Genomic DNA, 21,202 nt, shown 5'->3' with positions numbered 1-21,202 from the left:
TTATATCTTTTATGCGCTTAGCTATGTTTTACGTGATTTTAAGAAAATCTACAATACTTGCAAAGGTTTGTTCGAAGCCGATAAAACTATGATCGCCTCCAAATTCAACGTGTTGCTTACACTGAGAATAATATTTAACCGCCTGCTGAAATGGCAGTACTTCATCGCCCGTTTGCTGTAGCAAATAAATCAATGAAGGGGTGTCTAATTGCGGCAAATATAAACTGCGCAATGCATCCATGTGACGAGTACCAAGTTCATAATGACTATCTTGATACGGGTTATAATTTTCCCCTAAATAGTTACCGAGTAACTCAAATGGGCGAACCGCAGGGTTAATGACTACCGCGGGTATTGAATAATGTTGCGACAAATAGGTCGCATAAAAACCACCTAATGAACTACCTAGTAATACAGTATCATCATTTAGCAGTTGTTCTAATTGTAAAATTGCATGTAATGGCTCATGAGTTAATCGCGGCACCTGATAATCGACATCAAATTGCGCCATGTGCTCACCAAAACGAACAGCTTTGTAAGATTGCTCAGAGCTATTAAAGCCATGAATATAAATTACTCTTTTAGCCATACTACATCCGTGCTTAACAGTAAGTTTTGTTGCTCATCAACTGTTAAGTCGATGAGTCGAAATGCGGGGCCCAAATCCTCTTGCTGCCACGCCATCGTGTGTTTGCTAAACTGTATTGAACTGGCCGGTGTCGCATACACACTAAGATTACGGTAGGTTTGTGTGTACTCATGATGCACATGACCATGAAATACCCCTACACACTGCTCAGTATTAACGCAGGTATTTAAAAATTGCGGGCCATTTTCTAGCATATGTTTATCTAGGTAGGCTTGAATAGGCAGCGGGTTATGATGACAAAACACCACGCTAGGTACCTGCCCTACCGCTTGGCTTAATTCATCTAAATGTGTGTGTGTTACCCACCCGGCCGGCGTCGGGCCTTTTGAGTTAGCTAACAGCAACTGCCCACCTAAAAAGGTAATGCGTTTATTGTTTAAAATTTGCGGGCTTATAAGCTTTTCATATTCAGCAAGTTCATCATGATTACCCGGCAGCCAAAACACCGGACAACTCAGCGCTGAGTCTGCTATTAATTTAGCAAAAAGCTGATAAGACTCAGTGCTGTGATTCTTGTGTTAAATCTCCACCAAATACCACACAATCCACATCTAATTCAGCAATCGCTTCTAAACAGCGTGAAAAATACGCTGCCGTATTCACGCTAAAGTATTCACCATGGATGTCTTTTGATAAGTGGCAATCAGTGATGTGGGCAACTTTCAGTGCTGTTTTATCAAAATGGAAGGCGTCACTAAACCAAGCCATTATTTACATCCCAATTTAAAACTGCTCGACCGTTTTCAACACAAGCCACCAGCCAGTCATACAAAAAGGCGTTAAGCTGATATTTTTCATCTTTTTGATGCATATTGGGGTTTGGATAAGCGTAAGAAGGCTTGATGCGCTGATGAAAATCATGATGTACGATTTCGGCTACTTTCGCATCATGATACATGCGCACAGTTAAATACAAAGGTTTAACCGAAGGCAAATTACCGGCTTCTTGTCTGATAGAAATATCTGTGGTGTATTTTGCTGTATCGTCAACTTTAACCGCAAAAGTGCTGTGCCCTAATTGCACTTTACGCTCCTGACCTACACGTCGCTCATTAGGTAATAGTTTCAGCGCACGCACGTAATTATGCTCACACAAAGTTAAGTACTTAGGTAAGCTTTGAATATAACGCTGCTGGGCACTGACGTACGACAAAATAATCCCCTATGAGTTTTTCCAATCAGACAGTATACGTTGCTTATTCAGTGCTAACCACTGTAATGAGATAACTGTCGCTGCATTATCTATTTCACCCTGTTCTAGGCGCAGCATAGCTTCATCATATGACATTACATGAGTTTTGATATCTTCATCTTCATTATCAAGGCCAAAAATACCGCCTTGATACCCTGCTAAGTCAGTGCGCGCTAAATATAAATACAAACGTTCAGTGGTGCCGCCGGGGCTTGAAAGATACGACATCATAAATTCCAGCTCGTTAAGTTCAATTCCCGCTTCTTCGAAAGCTTCGCGCTTCGCTACATCTTCGTAATCAGTACTGCCATCAGCCATGCCTGCAATACACTCAAGTAACCAAGGTGACTGCTTTGATGCGAGTGCCCCGATTCTAATTTGTTCAATTAATAAAACTTGGTCAGTTTTAGGGTCATAAGGAAGTACAGCAACAGCATGGCCGCGCTCTAAAATTTCACGTTTAACTTCTACTGATTTACCACCCGCAAACAAGGCATGATGAAAACGATAGATATTAATTTTAAAGAAACCATTATAAACACGCTCAATTGGCTTTAACTCTATGTCATCATGGTTAAATTGTGAGATTGCTGATATTTTCATCCTTTATTTCCTTTACACTGCAAGCAAAAATTACGACCAATTATATTCTGTTACACTTGGACATGCAGATTTACGTAATTTTTTTTTGGTTATTCATTAAAAAAGAGTACCATGGTGATAGTACAAAATTGTCTAAGGACTGAACGAACAATGAAAAAAACTCTACTCGCTGCGCTGATCGGGTTTTCAAGCGCACTGACTGCAACAGCTAGTTATGCTGAAGACTTACTACAAGTTTACGAGATTGCTACAGCAAACGATCCTACCGTACTTAAAGCAAAAGCCCAAGCAGATGCGCAAGCTTATGAAAGTGATCGCGCGTTAAGTGCACTATTACCACAAATTGGCTTAAGCCTTGGTTATGAAACAACCAAGTCTGATCTTTATGAGGGTAATGATACTACAGGTTATGCTGGTTATGATTACGATCCTGATGTTTTCAGCCGTGGTATTAGCCTAAACCAAACACTATTTGATTTAGGCGCTTGGAACTCGCTAGGTATTGCTGATAAGCAAGCATTACAAGCAGACGCTCAGTATGATTTTGCACGCCAAGATCTAATCGTTCGTGTAGCTGAGGGTTACTTCAACGTACTAAGTGCAATCGATAACCTTGAGTTTGTTCAAGCAGAAAAGCGTGCCATCGAGCGCCAATTGCAACAAACTAAAGAGCGTTATGCGGTAGGTTTAACAGCAATCACTGACGTACACGAAGCACAAGCTCAATATGATAACTCTGTTGCACAAGAAATTGTTGCTAAGAACAGTGTTGAAACAGCGCGTGAGCAACTTCGCGAAATTACTGGTAAATACCACGCAAAACTAGACATGTTGAATACAGATACATTTTCAACTGTTGCGCCAAATAAACAATCGTCTGAGTACATCAAAATTGCTGAAGACAACAACTTAAATCTGCAAGTTTCTAAAGTAACGGTTGATATTGCAAAAGATCAAATTGATTTAGCAAAAGCGGGGCACTATCCGAAGCTAACATTAAGTGCTTCTTACGGTGACAGCCTAACCGATCTAAATAGCAACTCACATCAACCTCGTGAAGATAGCGCTAAAATTGGCGTTAACTTTAGCCTACCGATTTACTCAGGTGGTGCTACAACTGCAGCAACAGATCAAGCTCGCGCTTTTTATGTTGCCGCAAGTGAAGATTTAGAAGCAAGTTTACGTGCAGTAACTCGCTCGGTTATTACATCTTATAACCAAGTAGTGTCTGACATTGCCACGTATAAAGCCTTACAACAAGCTGTTGTTTCTGCAGAAAGTGCACTTAAAGCAACTGAAGCAGGCTTTGAAGTTGGTACACGTACTATCGTTGACGTATTGATCAGCACGCAAAACTTATATAACGCAAAAAGTAACTTAGCAAATGTTCGTTACCGCTATGTTGTTTCAACACTTCGCTTGAAACAAGCTGCTGGTACACTAACTAGTGAAGACCTTATTGCTATTAACCAAGGTTTAAAAGAAATCTAAATATTTCTTCGAATCTTATACCAACAAAGCCAGCCTAGCGCTGGCTTTTTGTATTTTTAAACACTTACAGTTAAACTAGCTTTTTTATTTTTAGAGATTTTTTTGTGGTTAGTTCATCACCGTTTAAAGCGTCTTTTTTGGGCCCTCGCTACTGGTTAACTTGGGTTGGCATTTTCTTTTTATATCTTATCTCTTGGTTGCCACATAAATTGCAACTAGCGCTTGGAAAACTGCTCGGCATCGCCTAGTACACCGTTTTATGAAACGTCGTCGCCATATTGCTGAGGTGAATATTCGTTTGTGCTTTCCTGAAATGCCAGAGCATGAACAACGCGAACTAGTTCGTAAAAATATGGAAAATACCGGTATTGCGATGATGGAAACCGGCATGGCTTGGTGGTGGCCCGAGTGGCGAGTTAAAAAAGTGTATGGCTCGATAAAAGGGTTAGAATATTTTCAGCAAATTCAGCAATCAGGCAAAGGCGTTTTGCTTCTTGTTCCACACATTTTACATCTTGAAATGGCAAGTCGGGTAATGGGCTTAAAGCACCAAGGTATTGGTTTTTATCGCCCACATAATAATCCTCTAATGGAGTATTTTACTACCAATGGTCGCTTACGCTCTAATGAATATCTAATCGGTAAAAAAGATGTTAAAGGCCTACTGCAAGCCCTCAAAAACAAGAAGGTTTGTTACTACCTGCCAGATCAAGACTATGGCCGTAATCGTTGCGAGTTTGCACCGTTTTATGCGGTAAAAGATACAGCAACAACTACAGGTGCACTGCTGTTTGCCAATAGTAAGAACTGCGAAACCGTAAGTTTAACAAGTCGTCGTGATGAGAATGGATGCTATCATCTTGAAGTGCTTCCTATTTTAGAAAATTTCCCTAGTGGCGATAACCTTGCTGATGTAACACGCGTTAACCAGCGTATGGAACAAGCAATAAACGTGGCTCCTGAGCAGTACATGTGGCTACATCGCCGCTTTAAAACTCGTCCAGATAAGAATGCACCTTCTTATTACAAGTAGAGTGACATTTTGCTGTATGTATGGTTTTATTAAGCTAATTAACAACAAGAGTATTAGAAATGTGGTTTTGGGTTAAGCATTTATCATTAGCTGTCATTTTGATTGCTGCTGCTATTTATTTTTTATTTGGCAGCGGTCCCGTATTAGATATCAAAAATACTCAAAATGCAGCAGCCCAAGGTCTATCACGCTTTTATTCAGCCCTTCGAAATCAGGTCAATGACAAAGATAACGAGCGAGATAAATATGTTCTTAAATTACCGACACCTGAAACTAGTCTAGATGTCGCACTATTTGAGCGTGAAAAAGTCGTTGAGCCTTCATCGCCAAACTGGACAGGAGATATACAACCTCGTCGCTTTGAAAATGGCACGACTTTAAAAGATGTATTATCTGATTATGCTAAAAATGAAGATATTGTGTTGTACTGGTATCTTAGTAAAGACTACGTAGTAAAAGATCACTTTCGAGTTGATAGCAACTTCGTTTCTGCATTGTATCAAGTAGGTCGAGCAATCAACGATGATTTCGAAAATGAGGTTTACACCTATTTTTGTTTTAAGCAAAGAGCGGCTGTGATCACTGAGCTGCCCTCTGCTTATGTACGTGAAAATTGCCGCCGTTTAAAAAGCTAAAACACCTGCAGCCACGCCTGACTAACTAAGTCGATATGCTGAGTTAACTCAGCACGTGGCGCACAACGCCCCTGCTGATTCAAACTCATTACATGATAACGTGAACGATAGGCTATATACGCAGCCACTAACTCTTGCTGCATTTGCTCACTAATACAGCCTAAACGCGCCGCATCGGCTAGTATACGCACATTATCAGACCAGCTCGTTAGCTCTGGATGTTGCTTAGCATTATTTAGCACCAGATACTGAGTAATAAATTCAATATCTGTAATACCGCCCCTATCTTGCTTCAAATCAAACAGCTCATCGTTACCCTTAGCAAGGTGAGCGCGCATTTTTTCGCGCATCTCAACAACATCCGTTTTTAATTTTTCGTTATCACGGGTTTGGCATAGCACATCTATACGAATTCGCGCGAAACGATCTTTTAATGATGCTTGACCGTAAATCATGCGTGAGCGAACGAGAGCTTGATGTTCCCAAGTCCATGCTTGAGTTTGCTGATAGTGGTAGTAACTTTCTAAATTAATAGCCAGTAAGCCTGACGCCCCTTCAGGACGTAAACGAGTATCAAGCTCGTACAAAATACCAGACGCCGTGCGAGTATTGAATAAATGCATTAAGCGCTGTGCAAGTTTTAAATAAAACTGACGCGAATCAATCGACTTATCACCATCGGTATAACTGCTGCCATCGTGGTTATGCACAAACACAAGGTCTAAGTCTGAATCGTAGCCAACTTCGAAACCACCTGTTTTACCGTAGGCGATTACCGCAAAGCCTTTTTCTTGCTCTGACGTATTAACGGGCTGACCAAAGCGTTCAACACACGCATGCCATGCAATATTGACCGCTTGCTCTACAATTGCCTCAGCAAGCGCTGTAAGGTGGTCGCTTACCTTCATCACGCTGAGTACACCTGTTGCATCAGCCGCTGCAATGCGTAGCTGATGCGTTTGCTTAAACTGACGAAGAGCTTCCATTTGCAGCTCTAGATCACCATGCTCAATGCGCAAGAAGTATTGTCTAATTTCATCTTTGTAAGCAGATAAAGGTGTCGGTTTATAAAGCACCTGAGGATCGATCAGCTCATCAAGTAAAATTGGGTAACGAGAGATATGTTCGCCAATCCATTTACTATGACAGCATAGTGCAACCAGTTGATTTAAGGCTCCAGGGTTTTCATACAACAGCTCTAGATAAGCGGTTCGTGAAATGATCTTATTCAATACTTGGCAGATCATCATAAAGGCGTCACTGCTCGCTTTTGCTATCGTTAATTGTTTAAGTAAAAGCGGCATTAATTTATCTAAAATGTCACGACCTCGACTACCAACCTTCGCCTTAGTTAAACGCGCCTTAAAATCTTCCAATGCTGCTTGCCAATCAAGGTTCGGCTCACACATCAGGCTAACATCCGTCATTTCCCATGCGCTGATGTACTCATTTTCACACGGGTCGCTGGTTTCACTTTCAAAACCAATCACCTGTTCGAATTCACCATGGACTTGAGACATGATCTGCTCGATACTAGACAAACACTGATTAAAATCGTCTTTATTGAGCAAATAACATAAACGTTGTTGGTTTAATTCGTCATCAGGTAGGGTTTGCGTTTGCTTATCAGCAAATATCTGTAAGTACTGCTCAATTTGACGTAAGTCTAAATAGTTTTGTGTAAGTAAATCAGCCTCTTTGTTGGACATAACCTGATTGTTAACCAGTTCTTTTAAAGCAACTAATAATGACTGAGTTTGCAGGTTAGCTTCGCGACCACCTCGCACCATTTGCAGCGCTTGTACCACAAACTCCACTTCTCGAATGCCCCCTGCACCTAATTTAATATTGTTAGTAAGGCGTTTTCGGCGTACTTCTTGAGCTATCATTTGCTTCATTTTACGCAGCGATTCAATCACCGAGAAATCAATATAGCGGCGATAAACAAATGGCCGTAGCAATTCATAAAACTCATTCCAATAACGGTTTTCTGTGCCGATTAATCGCCCTTTTAGCATGGCGTAGCGTTCCCATTCACGTCCTTGCTCTTGATAATAATCTTCCATAGCATGAAAGCTCATCACCAAAGGCCCACTTTCACCAAATGGTCGCAGGCGCATATCAACCCGAAATACTTGGCCATTTACCGTAGTTTGATTAAGCGCCATAATCAGCTTTTGCGCCACTTTGGTATAAAACACCTGCGCTTCAATAGAGCGACGCCCACCTTGCGTTGCAATATCACGAGGGTAAGAAAAAATTAAATCAATGTCAGAGGAGTAATTAAGCTCTCCTCCACCTAGTTTACCCATGCCTAAAACTAACATTTGCATTGCATTACCGTCATCATCAAGCGGCATACCACTAACTTTAGCTACCTGCGCAAACGCCCACTGATTGGCACTATCTATAAGCTGATTTGCAAGCGCTGAGATATAAGCGATGCTATCAGCGATTGGGTTTGCACAGCACAAGTCAAGAAAAGCTACTTTCAACCAGTACTTTTCTCGATACAAACGCAGTTTTGCCATTGCAGCATTGTCGTCAAGCTCATTGATTTCTGTACTACTTAGAGGAGGTTCAACTGCGCGGTTAGCAAGCTCGTTATCATCAAGTAACCAGTCTTTTAAGTTTGGCTGAGATTGTAAACAGTTCCACGCAAAGTCGCTTAAAGACAACAAGTTAATAATTTTCTGTTGTTCAGTTTGCCCCTCATACAAGCTCGCGAAGCGGGTTTGGCCTAACTGATGAAGTGACTCTGGAAGCGCGTGTAAATTACTCATTAAATACTCTCTTTTAACTTGCCAATAACCGTACTAGAATGATAATCAAAGAATTATTTAGCAGGGACCTGCATGTCATATTTATCACTATCTAACACTAGTTTAGTCGCGATTGCTATTAGTTTCGCTGTAATCTGCGCCACTATAGTACTGCTACGTATTCTAACGCAAATCAAAGCAAAACAAGCGCTTAAAGAAGAGCTTGCGCAACATGATAACTTTGCCATGGGAATAAGCTTTGCCAGCGAAATCATGGTCGTTATAGCAACTATCGCTTATATATTTGATGAGATTAGCTTAAGTGCAGCCCAATCTAATCCGCTAAAAGTACTTTTACTCATTGTGCTGTTGTTTGCTTTTATAAAAATAGGCCATTTAATTCATCGTAAATGGATTTTGCATCGCTTTAATGAAGAAGCCGCTATTCTAAAGCAAAATGTCTGCGCCGCCTTGGTCGATTCAGGCATGCTAATCGCAAACTGTATTATTGCTCTTGGTCTTTATAACTGGTGCCATACCCAAGGCTATAGCAGCTTATTGATCGCCACAGTGAGCTTTTTTGTGCTGCAAGGTATGTTTGCCCTTGATAGTAAAATCCGTGAGTATCGTTTTGCAAAAGCTAACCAAGGTGCGTCGCTACAAAGTAATTTTAATCTAGAAAATACTTCCATCGGTATCCGCTACGCCGGTAAGTCTATTGGCCTTGCTCTTGCCGGTTATGCTGGTCTTGCCAGTGCATCATTTATTAGTGGTAAGATGGTAGAAAACTTATTCACTTTGGTATCTCATTGCGGTGCTATGTGGGTATTACTTTATATTTTGAGCTACATTATTAAGTATATTTCTTTACCGAATATAGATACTTCTCTTGAAGTTGATCATCAAGATAATATTGGTATTGCGTGTATTGAGTTTGCCGTTTTTGGCGCAATAGGCTATTTACTTATTAGTATGTTTTCAATTTGATACGGAAGTTTTAGTACCGTGAGACTCTATGCCCTTTAAAGTTAATGATTATTTACTAGTTGATATAGACAATGAGTTTAGCCGAGCCTTTACTGAGCATTATTTTGCGAGCGTTGAAGGCTCAACGCTTGTTGTGGCAGGCGCAAATAGCCGCCACATGGTCAAACTTATGTTTGATGAATTAATAAAAGATTACTGTTATTGCGACTTCAGTAATGAAATAAGTGTCTCTGAACTGGCCAGCTACCTGCATGAACACCACAACATTAAAGGTGTTTTAATTAATTTAACCGATTACCAATTAGCGGATGATGCACAAAAATTTATATACAATTCCCTACATAAAATACGTTATTTAGTAAAACAAGAAGAACAAGGTTTTAGCTTTGCGCCTTGCCCCGACAGCGCCCATATTAATCACCTTTCCTGTCAAACAACTATCGCTGAAACGACGACAGATCTTTTACCATTAGCTGAAGAGTTAAATAGAAAATAAATAATTGCACCTAAGCCGCTGTATACTTACCATATTGCTAAATTTATTGATAAGTGACAGCCATGCGAGTTCCACATATTTACCAACCTTCAGCGATTTCTTTAAACACCCCAGTAGCACTAGATGATGATGCCGCAGGTCATGTTGGCCGCGTATTGCGCATGCAAGTCGGTGATAAAGTCTCGATTTTTAATGGTGAAGGAGGTGAATACCTCAGTGAAATTATTGAAGTGAGCAAAAAAAACGTGGTCGTTGAGCCACAGGAATTTGTTGATCATGATGTTGAGTCGCCTTTAAAGATTCACTTAGGCCAAGGTATTTCTCGTGGTGATAAAATGGATTTCACTATTCAAAAATCAGTCGAACTTGGTATTACAGAAATCACCCCTATTTTTAGTCAACGTTGTGGCGTAAAACTAAGTGGCGATCGCCTTGCTAAAAAACATCAACAATGGCAAAAAATTGCAATTGCCGCGGCTGAACAATCTGGTCGCAACGTTGTGCCTGTTGTACACCCGCCTATCGATATAAAAGAGTGGCTAGAACAAACAAGTGATGCGATTAAACTTACTTTGCACCCGCGTGCTGAGCACAGTATTAAAACGATTCAAATCCCCAGTGAAGGGGTACGCTTTTTAGTCGGTCCTGAAGGTGGATTTACCGATGAAGAAATTAACATTGCTAAACAGCAAGACTTTGTTGATATCCGCTTAGGGCCACGTGTTCTGCGAACAGAAACAGCCGCTCTGACGGTACTGAGCGCATTACAATTGCAATTTGGCGATTTAGCGAATTGAAAACAGTAAAAATACCCATATATCAAAGTAACAAAACACAGTATGGCATACGATTCTAAGGCAAAAATATGGCAATTAAGCTAGGCATAATCTCTGATCCAATTAGTGGCTTTAATATTAAAAAAGACACTGGCTTTGCAATGATGATGGAAGCACAAAAGCGCGGTTACGAAATTTACTACATGGAAATGGATGACCTTTCTCTACGTCAAGGTCAAGGCTATGCAACAGCTGCCAAAGCCCGTGTATTTGATGATGTTAATCACTGGTATGAATTAGAAGAAAAAGCCACCATTGCTTTAGCTGATTTAGACGTTATTTTAATGCGTAAAGATCCGCCTTTTGATACTGAGTACATCTACGCTACCTATATTTTAGAGCGTGCTGAGCAAGCTGGTACGCTGGTTATCAATAAGCCGCAAAGCTTACGCGATGCCAATGAAAAGCTATTCACGGCTTGGTTTAGCGAACATACGCCAGATACTTTAGTAACACGTAGCCAAGCAGACATTCGTGCATTTTTAGCTGAGCATAAAGATATTATTTTAAAACCCCTTGATGGTATGGGTGGTGCTTCTATCTTTAGAGTTAAAGAAGATGATGCCAATATTGGTGTGATCTGCGAAACATTAACCGAGCATGGTAGTCGTTTTGCAATGGCACAAAATTATATCCCTGAAATCAAGCAAGGCGATAAACGCGTTCTTGTGGTTGATGGTGAAGTAATGCCGTACTGCCTAGCGCGTATCCCGCAAAATGGCGAAACGCGCGGTAACTTGGCAGCAGGTGGTAGAGGTGAAGCACGTCCAATTAGTGATTCAGACCGTAAAATTGCAGAGGCTGTTGCACCTACACTGAAAGAAAAAGGCCTTATTTTTGTTGGTCTAGATATCATTGGCGATCGTTTAACTGAAATCAATGTCACTGCGCCAACGTGTGTAAAAGAGATTGAAGCTGCTTATGACATTTCAATCACTGGTCACTTATTTGATGCCATTGAAAGAAAACTGAGCCATACTTAATTTAAACAACAAAAGGGGCGACCTATGCAGTCATTAGAGAACCATTTCTTAATCGCAATGCCAAGCATGCAAGACCCTTTTTTTAAGCGTGCTGTTACGTATATTTGTGAGCACAACCAAGATGGTGCGATGGGCTTGGTAATTAACCAGCCTATCAATATCACCGTGGGCGAGCTTCTCGATAAAATCGAAATTGATAACGATAAAAGTAAACAAGCAGCAGGCTTAGCTGTATATGCTGGCGAATTTTGTAAAAACCGATCGCGGTTTTGTTTTGCACTCACCAAAGCCTGGTTATGCAGCGAGTCAAAAGCTCAGCAGTGATATTATGATCACCACTTCAAAGGATGTGTTAGCAAGCCTAACAACGAGTGAAGCACCAGAACAATTTATTATCACATTGGGTTATGCTGGTTGGGATCAAGGACAGTTAGAGCAAGAACTGCTGGAGAATTCATGGTTAATTATCAAAGCAGACCCTGAGATCATCTTTAATACACCTGTTGAAAAACGTTGGGAAAAAGCGGTTTCGATGCTGGGTTTTGATGTCGGTCAATTAAGCTCTGAAGCAGGCCATGCTTAACATTTATAATTTTTAAGACTATGACAAAACGAACGTTTAAGGCACTCGGTGAACGCACCGTAATGGGTTTTGACTTTGGCACCAAAAGTATTGGTATTGCCATTGGTCAAGAACTCACAGGAACAGCATCAAGTTTACAAGCTGTAAAAGCGAAAGATGGTATTCCAGATTGGCAACTAATTAAAAAACAAGTGGACGAGTGGCAACCCGATTTAATGGTGGTTGGTTTACCGCTTAATATGGATGGCACCAATCAAGAAGTTACTTTTAAAGCTAAGAAGTTCGCTAACCGCTTACACAACCACTTTGCTATACCGGTTGAAACGCAAGACGAACGACTAACCACCGCAGACGCAAAAGCGCGTTTATTCGAACAAGGTGGCTACCGAAACCTCGGCAAAGGTAATGTTGATAACATGTCTGCTGTGATTATTTTAGAAAGCTTTTTTGAGCAGTTTTATGGTGAGTAGGCGCCTTCAACGTATTTAAAGAGTGCCAGCACAGACAGTGCTGGCATGTAATTCCCTTTTGTTTTAACTAAGATTTACCTTTTTCGTCCAGACCATCAATAGTCACACCCTGTAAGAAACCAGCCCCTTTTTGTTCATTGTTTTGTAGCTTAATCATTAGGCGTAAGTCATTTGGCGAGTCAGCATGGTGCAGCGCATCAGCATAGTTAATGCGGCGCTGTTTATAAAGCTCAAATAATGCTTGGTCAAAGGTCTGCATGCCCATTTCTTTCGATTTAGCCATAGTCTCTTTAATAGAACCGATATCGCCTTTTTTAATAAGCTCTGCCACCATAGGTGAGTTAAGCAAAATTTCGATAGCAGCGACACGCCCTTCCCCATCGGCAGTTGGCACCAACTGCTGAGCAACAATGGCGCGAAGGTTTAGTGCAAGGTCGTACTTTAACTTATCGTGCTTTTCTTTAGGCACCAAATGCATGATACGGTCAATGGCTTGGTTGGCATTGTTCGCATGCAGTGTTGCGACACATAAGTGACCTGTTTCTGCAAAGCTGAGTGCATATTCCATAGTTTCTTGTGAGCGGATCTCACCAATTAAGATCACATCGGGTGCTTGACGCAACGAGCTTTTCAGCGCTGATTCAAAGCTTTCTGTATCAAGACCAACTTCACGTTGAGTGATAATGCTTTTACGGTGCTCATGCACAAATTCGATAGGATCTTCAATAGTAAGAATATGACCACGTTGATTGCGGTTACGATAACCTAGAAGCGCAGCAAGCGAGGTTGACTTACCCGTACCAGTACCACCTACAAATAGCACTAATCCACGTTTTGCCATAATCACGTCGGTTAACGTTGATGGCAAACCAAGTTCATTCACATCAGGAATTTGTGTCACGATACGGCGAATAACCATTCCAGCCCTGTCTCGTTGCCAAAAAGCAGAAACACGGAAACGACCTTCATCAGTAGCAATCGCAAAGTTACATTCTTTGCTGTCATGGAACTCTTTGCGCTGTTTGTCGTTCATTGCTGACTCGACCAAAGCGAGTGAATCCTCATCTGAGAGTTTTTCATCGCTTAAAGGTATTAATTCACCGTTTACTTTTGCACTGACTGGCAGTTGGCTAGAAACAAACAAGTCAGAGCCTTTTTTGTCGATCATGACTTGCAAAAAATGATTTAAAGGTAAAGACATTTTATATAGCTCCGTTAGCCACCAAACTGGGTTTTATCTTGCGCTTTAGCTCGCGCATCAACATTAGTAATAATGCCGTAGTTAACCAAATTACCTAAACATTGGTCCATGGTCTGCATGCCATGCGATGCACCAGTTTGAATTGATGAGTACATTTGCGCAATTTTATCTTCACGGATCAGATTTCGGATTGCAGGAATACCGATCATGATTTCATGGGCTGCTACTCGGCCGCCGCCTACCTTTTTAAGTAAAGTTTGCGAGATTACGGCACGTAGTGATTCTGACAACATTGAACGTACCATGTCTTTTTCTTCACCTGGGAACACGTCAATAATACGGTCAATGGTTTTTGGTGCAGAGGTAGTATGCAAGGTACCAAACACTAAGTGACCTGTTTCTGCCGCAGTCATCGCTAAGCGAATTGTTTCAAGGTCACGCAGCTCACCCACTAAAATAACATCAGGGTCTTCACGTAGTGCACTTCTAAGTGCATTAGAGAAGCTATGCGTATCACGGTGAACTTCACGTTGGTTAATAAGGCTTAGCTTATTTTCATGTACGAATTCGATTGGATCTTCGATAGTTAAAATATGGTGATGTTTAGTTTGATTAATATAATCGACCATCGCCGCCAAAGTCGTTGATTTACCAGAACCAGTAGGGCCGGTGACTAGCACCAAACCACGTGGATTGTCGGCAATGGTTTTAAAAATATCTGGGGCACCTAAATCATCCAGCGTTAAAACATCACTTGGGATAGTACGAAACACCGCCGCAGGACCACGGTTTGAATTAAATGCGTTAACACGAAAACGCGCAAGGTTTGGCACTTCGAAAGAAAAATCCACTTCGAGATTTTGTTCATAGTCCTTACGCTGATTATCGTTCATAATATCGTATACCAGACTATTTACATCTTTTTGTTCTAATGCTGGAATATTAATACGACGTACATCACCATCAACACGTATCATAGGTGATACGCCTGATGACAAGTGTAAATCCGAGGCTTTGTGTTGCACACTAAAGGCCAATAATTCGGTAATATCCATTTATGACTCCACAACCAACTGATAATTATATGGTTACAATAGCAGAACGACTTACATCCGCCTACGCAAGAATTGCTCAAGCTGCAAAAAATAATCACCGCGATGAGCAATCAATCAACCTATTGGCTGTTTCAAAAACAAAACCTGCCGACGATATTATTGCTGCCTATAAGCATGGTCAACGCCAGTTTGGCGAATCATACGTTCAAGAAGCGGTAACAAAAGTCACAGCATTGGCTGATTATAAAGACATTATTTGGCACTTTATCGGCCCTATTCAATCGAATAAAAGTGCCCAAGTAGCCACACATTTTGATTGGGTACAAAGTGTTGACCGCACTAAAATTGCAAAACGTCTTAATGAGCAACGACCAGCCGACAAAGCCCCACTCAATGTATTAATTCAAGTTAATATTAGTTTAGAAGAGGCAAAGTCAGGCTGCCACCCAGACGAGCTAATGGCATTGGCCGAATTTATCAGTCAATGCCCTAATTTATGCCTGCGCGGTGTGATGGCGATTCCTGCCAAAACCGACGATGCCCAGCTACAATTACAATATTTTGAGCAATTAAGCGCTTGCTTTGATAAACTAAAGGCCCAATATCCCCAAGTAGACACCTTGTCGATGGGTATGAGTAACGATGTTGAAGCGGCGATTGCAGCGGGTTCAACCATGGTACGCATTGGCACGGATATATTTGGCCAACGAAATTAAAAGGTGATAACAGACATATGTCAGACAAAAAAATCGCATTTATAGGCACGGGTAACATGAGCTACGCCATCATTGGCGGCATGGTAAAGAACGGTTTTGCAGCAAAAAACATCATTGCAACCAATCGCAACCAAGAAAAATTAGCTAAGGTTGCTGCTGATTTCGGGGTGCAAACTACCGCGGATAACAACGCGGCACTTCGCGATGCTGATGTGATTGTCTTATCTGTTAAACCACAAATGATGGGCGATCTTTGCCAATCATTCCAAGATTCAGGCGTTGATTTTAGCGACAAGCTATTTATTTCAGTAGCAGCAGGTCTTACCGTAAACCGTTTACGTGAAATGCTAGGTCAAGATGTGAAAATGGTGCGTTGTATGCCAAATACACCATCATTACTAGGCCGTGGTGTTTCTGGCCTTTATGGCGCTGGCGAAACCACTGAAGAGCATGAGTTTGTACAACAAGTTTTTGAGTGTACAGGCATTGTTGTTTGGGTTGAGCAAGAGTCACAAATCAACGACATCATTGCTGTTACAGGCTCATCACCTGCTTACTTCTTCTTATTTATGGAAGCTATTGAAGAAAAAGCGAAAGCACTTGGCTTTAGTGATGAAGATGCGCGCCGTTTAGTGCAACAAACCGCACTGGGTGCTGCCGAAATGGCTCTTTCGCAACCAGACATCAGTATTTCTCAGCTACGTGCAAACGTAACCTCTAAAGGGGGTACGACTCACGAAGCTGTTGAGCACCTTAAATCACAAGGTTTAGTCGGCACTGTTGCAGATGCAATGGATGCTTGTATTGCTCGCGCTGAAGCGATGGAAAAAGAACTTTAAGCTTACTTTTTGAAGGTAAAACTATGCAAGCCATGCACTTTTTAGTTGGGATTATTTTTGATCTCTTTTTAATGGTGGTCCTTTTACGCTTTTGGTTACAAGCGGCAAAAGCTGACTTTTACAATCCTATGAGCCAGTTTGTGGTGAAAGCCACTTCGTTCGCAGTGAACCCACTTCGTAAAATCATCCCTGGAGTGGGTGGCTTTGATATTGCCTCGCTAGTACTTGCTTATTTAGTTGCTGTAGCAAAACTCAGTGTTATTTTTCTGATGTTTTATAATGCTTGGGCGCCAGGTCCGGTATTTATTCAAGCGTTAATTACAGTAATTAAAGAAGGTTTAAACTTGCTATTTTGGGTATTAATTATTCGTGCTTTACTTAGCTGGGTAAGCCAAGGCTACAACCCAATTGAGGCTGTATTCCACCAGCTAACTGAGCCGATGTTACGTCCTATTCGTAAGATTATCCCACCACTAGGTGGTCTAGACCTATCAATCTTAGTGCTGATTATTGGTCTACAGTTTTTACAGTTTTTAGTAATGGATTTAATTGGCTAAGCGTTTAACGTGAAGCAGTAAGGGGCCGAAAGGCCTCTTTTGTTAAGTGAGATATACCATGAAGCAATTTATTTATTTTTCTTTGATTGTATTGAGTTTATTTACAACTTTTGCCAAAGCTGATGAACAAGCAGGCGCCCAGTACAAGGTTCTTGGCCCTTGGGAAGTTCATTACATTGCATTTCCATCGACTTTTATTCAGCCAAACATTGCTAAAAACTATGATTTAGAGCGTAGCCCTAGCAAAGGGATTATTAATATTTCGGTATTAAAAAACAGCGATAAAACTGCGCAGACTGCAACTTTAACTGGCACTGCACGTAACCTACTTGGTAATAAAATACAGCTTACATTTAAAGAAGTTGTTGAAGGCGATGCGATTTATTACCTCGCGCAAATCGATTACAGCAACGAAGAAATTTACCGTTTTGATATCGAAATTAATCAAAATGGCAAAGTACAAACGCTAAAGTTTCAGCAAAAATTTTACGTAGATTAATAGACCTATGAACAACACCTTGGTTTTAGCCACGGGTAACCCTGGCAAAGTAAAAGAGCTGGCAAGTATGCTCAGCCCACTTAATATTAACGTGGTTCCACAAAGCGATTTTCAAGTGCCAGACGTGCCAGAAACAGGCACCACATTTGTTGAAAACGCGATTATTAAAGCGCGCCATGCAGCAAAAATCACAGGCATGCCTGCGATAGCCGATGACTCAGGCCTTGAAGTCGACGGCCTAAATGGTGCACCAGGTGTGTACTCTGCACGCTTTGCCGGAGCGGGTGCCAGCGATCAAGATAATATCGATAAGTTATTAAAAGAGCTTGCTGATAACCCTGTTCGCAGTGCGCGTTTTTGGTGTGTGTTAGTATTAATGCGCCACGCCGACGACCCTACACCACTTATTTGTAGTGCCAGTTGGGAAGGCGAAATCACCCATAGCCAAGATGGTAAAGGTGGTTTTGGTTATGATCCTGTTTTTTACGTACCATCTGAGCAATGCACTAGCGCTCAGTTAACTAAAGAGCAAAAAAATGCCCTTAGCCATCGCGGCCAAGCTTTAAAACAACTACTTGCGCAATTGCAGCAAAAAGGCGGCCTGTGAGTTTACCGCCTTTAAGTTTATATGTGCACGTGCCTTGGTGCGTGCAAAAGTGCCCATACTGTGACTTTAATAGCCATGGCCAAAAAGGCACAATCCCCGAAAAAGAATACGTTCAGCATCTTATTGATGATCTCAAGGCCGATTTGCACTTAGTGCAAGGGCGTAAAATCCACAGCATTTTTATTGGCGGCGGCACGCCAAGCTTATTAACCGGTGACGCATATACTCGCCTACTTGGTGAAGTCGACAGATTAATTGGCCTAACTGATGACTGTGAAATTACCCTAGAGGCAAACCCAGGTACCGTCGAAACAGGTCGCTTTAAAGAATATGTTGCCGCTGGCATCAATCGTATTTCGATTGGTGTGCAAAGCATGCAAAACGACAAGCTAAAAGCCCTTGGCCGTATTCATGGTGCTGATGAAGCAAGTTATGCGGCTAAACAGGCGCATCAAGCGGGGCTAAACAGTTTTAACCTTGATTTAATGCATGGTTTACCTGGGCAATCTGTTGAAGACGCCTTGGGTGACCTTGAAAAAATTATCGCCCTTAATCCACCTCATATCTCGTGGTATCAGCTAACCATTGAGCCAAATACTCAGTTTGCTTCGAAGCCACCGACCTTACCCCATGACGACACCCTTTGGGATATTCAAGAACAAGGTCAAGCGTTACTCGCAGCAGCAGGTTATGAGCAATACGAGATCTCAGGCTACGCGAAGCCCGGTTACCAATGCCGTCATAACTTGAATTATTGGCGATTTGGCGATTATCTCGGTATCGGCTGCGGTGCCCATGGTAAAATTACTGATGAAAATAAAGTCATCACCCGTACGGTGAAAGTAAAACACCCTCGAGGTTATATGGATCTTGCCAAACCGTATTTATACGAACAATGGCAAGTAGCAGAAGACGACTTAGCTTTTGAATTCTTTATGAATCGTTTTCGTTTAGTCGAACCCTGCCCCAAAGCTGATTTACCTTTGCTTACAAGTTTGTCACTGCATAGTCAGGAACAAGCCTTGACTGAGGCAATTGCAAAAGGCTTACTAATTGATGATAAAGATAACTGGCAGGTAAGCCAAAAAGGCCATCGCTTTTTAAATGACCTGCTAGAATTATTCGTTTAAGAATTATAATTAAATTTCTAACAACTACAAAGGAACGATAATGCGTAAACTGACCTTCATCGCTGCGGCGGTAAGTGTTGCATTACTTGGCGGCTGCCAACAAATGCAAGAGCAACCGAAGCCTGCACCAAGTGTACAAAGCCAACCAGTACAAAGTGAAATCGATAAAGCTAATGCCTTCTTCGAAGATACTTTTAACCGTGATGTAATGAAAAGCCCTATCTATCAAACATACATGGGCATCAAAAAAGATTACGACAAATGGGACGATGGCAGCGAAGAGCGCGTTTTAGAAGACTTTGAACAAACTAAAGCTGACCTAGTTGCGCTTAACGCAATTAACCGCGACCTATTAGATGACGCAACAAAAGTAAGCTATGACCTTAAAAAGCAAGACTTAGAAAACGAAATTGCTGATTTCAAATGGCGCCATTACAACTACCCTGTGAACCAAATGTTTGGGGTTCACTCGATGATCCCTGCGTTTTTAATCAACCAACATCAAATTGCCGATGTATCTGATGCTAAAGCGTATATCTCACGTTTAAACGGTGTTACAACGGTTATTGATCAACTAATCAAAGACCTTGAAGTACGTGCAGATAAAGGCATTATCGCGCCCAAGTTTGTTTTCCCACACGTGATTGATTCAAGCAATAATATCTTACGCGGCGCACCATTCCATGATGGTGAAGACTCAACGTTACTTGCTGACTTTAAACGTAAAGTTAACGCATTAGAGATTGCTGACAGCGAAAAATCTGCACTTATCAGCGACGCTGAAAAAGCCCTAAAAGCAGCAGTAAAACCTTCTTACACTAAGCTAATTAACTTCTTAGCTCAGTTAGAAAAGCGCGCTGATGACCGTGATGGTGCTTGGAAATTCCCTGACGGCGAAGCGTTCTACAACAATGCTTTAGCACGTACCACAACAACTGATTTAACAGCGAAAGAAATCCACACAATCGGTTTAGCTGAAGTCGCGCGCATTCACGACGAAATGCGTGCAATCAAAGATAAAGTAGGCTTTAAAGGTGACCTTAAAGCATTCATGCAATTCATGAAAACTGATAAGCAGTTCTACTACCCTAACACAGCTGAAGGTAAACAACGCTACCTTGATGAAGCAACAGCGCTTATCGATAACATGAAATCTCGTCTAGACGAGCTATTCATTGTAAAGCCAAAAGCTGACCTTAAAGTTAAAGCTGTTGAAGCATTCCGTGAAAAAGCAGCAGGTAAAGCGTTCTACCAACAACCTGCACCAGATGGCTCACGCCCAGGTATTTATTACGCAAACCTTTACGACATGGAAGCAATGCCAACATACCAAATGGAAGCACTTGCATACCACGAAGGTATTCCTGGTCACCACATGCAAATTGCTATCGCGCAAGAGCTTGAAGGTGTACCTAAGTTCCGTAAGTTTGGCGGCTACACAGCGTATGTTGAAGGTTGGGGTTTATACTCTGAGCTAGTACCAAAAGAAATGGGCTTATACGAAGACCCTTATTCAGACTTTGGTCGTCTTGCGATGGAATTATGGCGCGCATGTCGCCTAGTAGTAGATACAGGTATCCACGCAATGAAGTGGACACGTCAAGAAGGTATCGACTACTACGTAAATAACACACCAAATGCGACGTCTGATGGCGTTAAAATGGTTGAGCGTCACATTGTAATGCCTTCACAAGCAACGGCATACAAAGTAGGTATGTTGAAAATTTTAGAGCTTCGTGAAGCGGCTAAAGAAAAACTAGGCGATAAATTCGATATTCGTGAATTCCACGATGTAGTACTTAAAAATGGTGCAGTACCATTAAATGTACTAGAGAAGTTTGTTGACCAATGGGTTGCTAAGAAACAAGCAGCTTAACC

General features: G+C 41.5%; 20 protein-coding genes and 3 pseudogenes. 16 read left to right on the top strand and 7 right to left on the bottom strand.

The window, feature by feature from the left end; translation table 11 throughout:
- Window positions 1-28 precede the first annotated feature (28 nt).
- The 4 genes and pseudogenes from ACRWSG_RS12075 to ACRWSG_RS12060 form a co-directional block, all read right to left on the bottom strand.
- On the bottom strand, window positions 29-589 hold the full coding sequence (locus ACRWSG_RS12075; protein WP_462166386.1) for a YqiA/YcfP family alpha/beta fold hydrolase: 561 nt from the start codon (window positions 587-589) through the stop codon (window positions 29-31).
- Window positions 574-1,357, bottom strand: a pseudogene (locus ACRWSG_RS12070) (metallophosphoesterase). Before ACRWSG_RS12070 ends, ACRWSG_RS12075 begins: the two are co-directional and overlap by 16 nt.
- Window positions 1,344-1,802: a DUF1249 domain-containing protein gene (locus ACRWSG_RS12065; RefSeq protein WP_235373231.1), complete on the bottom strand. Its 459-nt coding sequence runs from the start codon at window positions 1,800-1,802 to the stop codon at window positions 1,344-1,346. The pseudogene ACRWSG_RS12070 and the gene ACRWSG_RS12065 overlap by 14 nt, the downstream one beginning before the upstream one ends.
- A gap of 9 nt (window positions 1,803-1,811) precedes the next feature.
- Window positions 1,812-2,444 (bottom strand): NUDIX domain-containing protein, encoded by a 633-nt coding sequence (locus tag ACRWSG_RS12060; RefSeq protein ID WP_054552652.1) that lies wholly within the window; start codon window positions 2,442-2,444, stop codon window positions 1,812-1,814.
- Between the two features lie 150 nt (window positions 2,445-2,594).
- Here ACRWSG_RS12060 and tolC point away from each other — a divergent pair, with 150 nt between their 5' ends.
- From tolC to ACRWSG_RS12045, 3 genes and pseudogenes are all read left to right on the top strand, one after another.
- A complete protein-coding gene (gene tolC, locus ACRWSG_RS12055; protein ID WP_054552653.1) occupies window positions 2,595-3,935 on the top strand; it encodes an outer membrane channel protein TolC in 1,341 nt (446 codons plus the stop codon).
- 104 nt (window positions 3,936-4,039) lie between these two features.
- Window positions 4,040-4,968: pseudogene (gene lpxL / locus ACRWSG_RS12050) on the top strand (LpxL/LpxP family Kdo(2)-lipid IV(A) lauroyl/palmitoleoyl acyltransferase).
- Between the two features lie 59 nt (window positions 4,969-5,027).
- Window positions 5,028-5,603: a TcpQ domain-containing protein gene (locus tag ACRWSG_RS12045; RefSeq protein WP_054552655.1), complete on the top strand. Its 576-nt coding sequence runs from the start codon at window positions 5,028-5,030 to the stop codon at window positions 5,601-5,603.
- Here the strand turns inward: ACRWSG_RS12045 and glnE are convergent.
- A complete protein-coding gene (glnE, locus tag ACRWSG_RS12040; protein ID WP_462166384.1) occupies window positions 5,600-8,386 on the bottom strand; it encodes a bifunctional [glutamate--ammonia ligase]-adenylyl-L-tyrosine phosphorylase/[glutamate--ammonia-ligase] adenylyltransferase in 2,787 nt (928 codons plus the stop codon). The genes ACRWSG_RS12045 and glnE overlap by 4 nt on opposite strands.
- A gap of 72 nt (window positions 8,387-8,458) precedes the next feature.
- On the opposite strand from glnE, the gene ACRWSG_RS12035 reads away from it, so the two are divergent.
- The 6 genes and pseudogenes from ACRWSG_RS12035 (at window position 8,459) to ruvX (ending at window position 12,720) form a co-directional block, all read left to right on the top strand.
- A complete protein-coding gene (locus ACRWSG_RS12035; protein ID WP_054552657.1) occupies window positions 8,459-9,352 on the top strand; it encodes a DUF350 domain-containing protein in 894 nt (297 codons plus the stop codon).
- Window positions 9,353-9,380: 28 nt separating this feature from the next.
- The gene (locus ACRWSG_RS12030; RefSeq protein WP_054552658.1) at window positions 9,381-9,848 is read left to right on the top strand and encodes a hypothetical protein; all 468 of its coding nucleotides are present in this window, start codon (window positions 9,381-9,383) and stop codon (window positions 9,846-9,848) included.
- A gap of 62 nt (window positions 9,849-9,910) precedes the next feature.
- Complete coding sequence (rsmE, locus tag ACRWSG_RS12025; RefSeq protein WP_462166383.1) at window positions 9,911-10,645, top strand: 16S rRNA (uracil(1498)-N(3))-methyltransferase; 735 nt, start codon at window positions 9,911-9,913, stop codon at window positions 10,643-10,645.
- A 68-nt stretch (window positions 10,646-10,713) separates the two neighbouring features.
- On the top strand, window positions 10,714-11,667 hold the full coding sequence (gshB, locus tag ACRWSG_RS12020; RefSeq protein ID WP_054552660.1) for a glutathione synthase: 954 nt from the start codon (window positions 10,714-10,716) through the stop codon (window positions 11,665-11,667).
- A 24-nt stretch (window positions 11,668-11,691) separates the two neighbouring features.
- Window positions 11,692-12,250 (top strand): annotated as a pseudogene (locus tag ACRWSG_RS12015) (YqgE/AlgH family protein).
- Window positions 12,251-12,270: 20 nt separating this feature from the next.
- A complete protein-coding gene (ruvX, locus tag ACRWSG_RS12010; protein ID WP_054552662.1) occupies window positions 12,271-12,720 on the top strand; it encodes a Holliday junction resolvase RuvX in 450 nt (149 codons plus the stop codon).
- Between the two features lie 67 nt (window positions 12,721-12,787).
- Here the strand turns inward: ruvX and ACRWSG_RS12005 are convergent, their stop codons facing one another.
- Entirely contained in the window at window positions 12,788-13,921 is a 1,134-nt protein-coding gene (locus ACRWSG_RS12005) for a PilT/PilU family type 4a pilus ATPase (RefSeq protein WP_054552663.1), read from the bottom strand.
- A gap of 14 nt (window positions 13,922-13,935) precedes the next feature.
- Window positions 13,936-14,976: a type IV pilus twitching motility protein PilT gene (locus ACRWSG_RS12000; RefSeq protein WP_054552664.1), complete on the bottom strand. Its 1,041-nt coding sequence runs from the start codon at window positions 14,974-14,976 to the stop codon at window positions 13,936-13,938.
- A gap of 2 nt (window positions 14,977-14,978) precedes the next feature.
- Between ACRWSG_RS12000 and ACRWSG_RS11995 the strand changes: the two genes are divergently transcribed.
- The 7 genes from ACRWSG_RS11995 to ACRWSG_RS11965 are packed head-to-tail and all read left to right on the top strand — an operon-like array spanning window position 14,979 to window position 21,200.
- Entirely contained in the window at window positions 14,979-15,692 is a 714-nt protein-coding gene (locus ACRWSG_RS11995) for a YggS family pyridoxal phosphate-dependent enzyme (RefSeq protein WP_138598891.1), read from the top strand.
- A 17-nt stretch (window positions 15,693-15,709) separates the two neighbouring features.
- On the top strand, window positions 15,710-16,531 hold the full coding sequence (gene proC / locus ACRWSG_RS11990) for a pyrroline-5-carboxylate reductase (protein ID WP_199530222.1): 822 nt from the start codon (window positions 15,710-15,712) through the stop codon (window positions 16,529-16,531).
- A 23-nt stretch (window positions 16,532-16,554) separates the two neighbouring features.
- Entirely contained in the window at window positions 16,555-17,088 is a 534-nt protein-coding gene (locus ACRWSG_RS11985) for a YggT family protein (protein WP_054552667.1), read from the top strand.
- Between the two features lie 58 nt (window positions 17,089-17,146).
- Entirely contained in the window at window positions 17,147-17,587 is a 441-nt protein-coding gene (locus tag ACRWSG_RS11980; RefSeq protein WP_462166381.1) for a DUF4426 domain-containing protein, read from the top strand.
- A gap of 7 nt (window positions 17,588-17,594) precedes the next feature.
- Window positions 17,595-18,194, top strand: coding sequence for an XTP/dITP diphosphatase (locus tag ACRWSG_RS11975; protein WP_462166379.1), 600 nt, complete (start codon window positions 17,595-17,597; stop codon window positions 18,192-18,194).
- Complete coding sequence (hemW, locus tag ACRWSG_RS11970) at window positions 18,191-19,324, top strand: radical SAM family heme chaperone HemW (RefSeq protein ID WP_462166378.1); 1,134 nt, start codon at window positions 18,191-18,193, stop codon at window positions 19,322-19,324. The genes ACRWSG_RS11975 and hemW overlap by 4 nt, the downstream gene beginning before the upstream one ends.
- 40 nt (window positions 19,325-19,364) lie before the next feature.
- Complete coding sequence (locus ACRWSG_RS11965; protein WP_138598887.1) at window positions 19,365-21,200, top strand: DUF885 domain-containing protein; 1,836 nt, start codon at window positions 19,365-19,367, stop codon at window positions 21,198-21,200.
- Window positions 21,201-21,202 lie beyond the last annotated feature (2 nt).

The organism is Pseudoalteromonas sp. GB43 (genome assembly GCF_054923805.1).
Note: the sequence above shows the minus strand (reverse complement) of the source record. Positions and strands in the feature narration are given on the sequence as shown.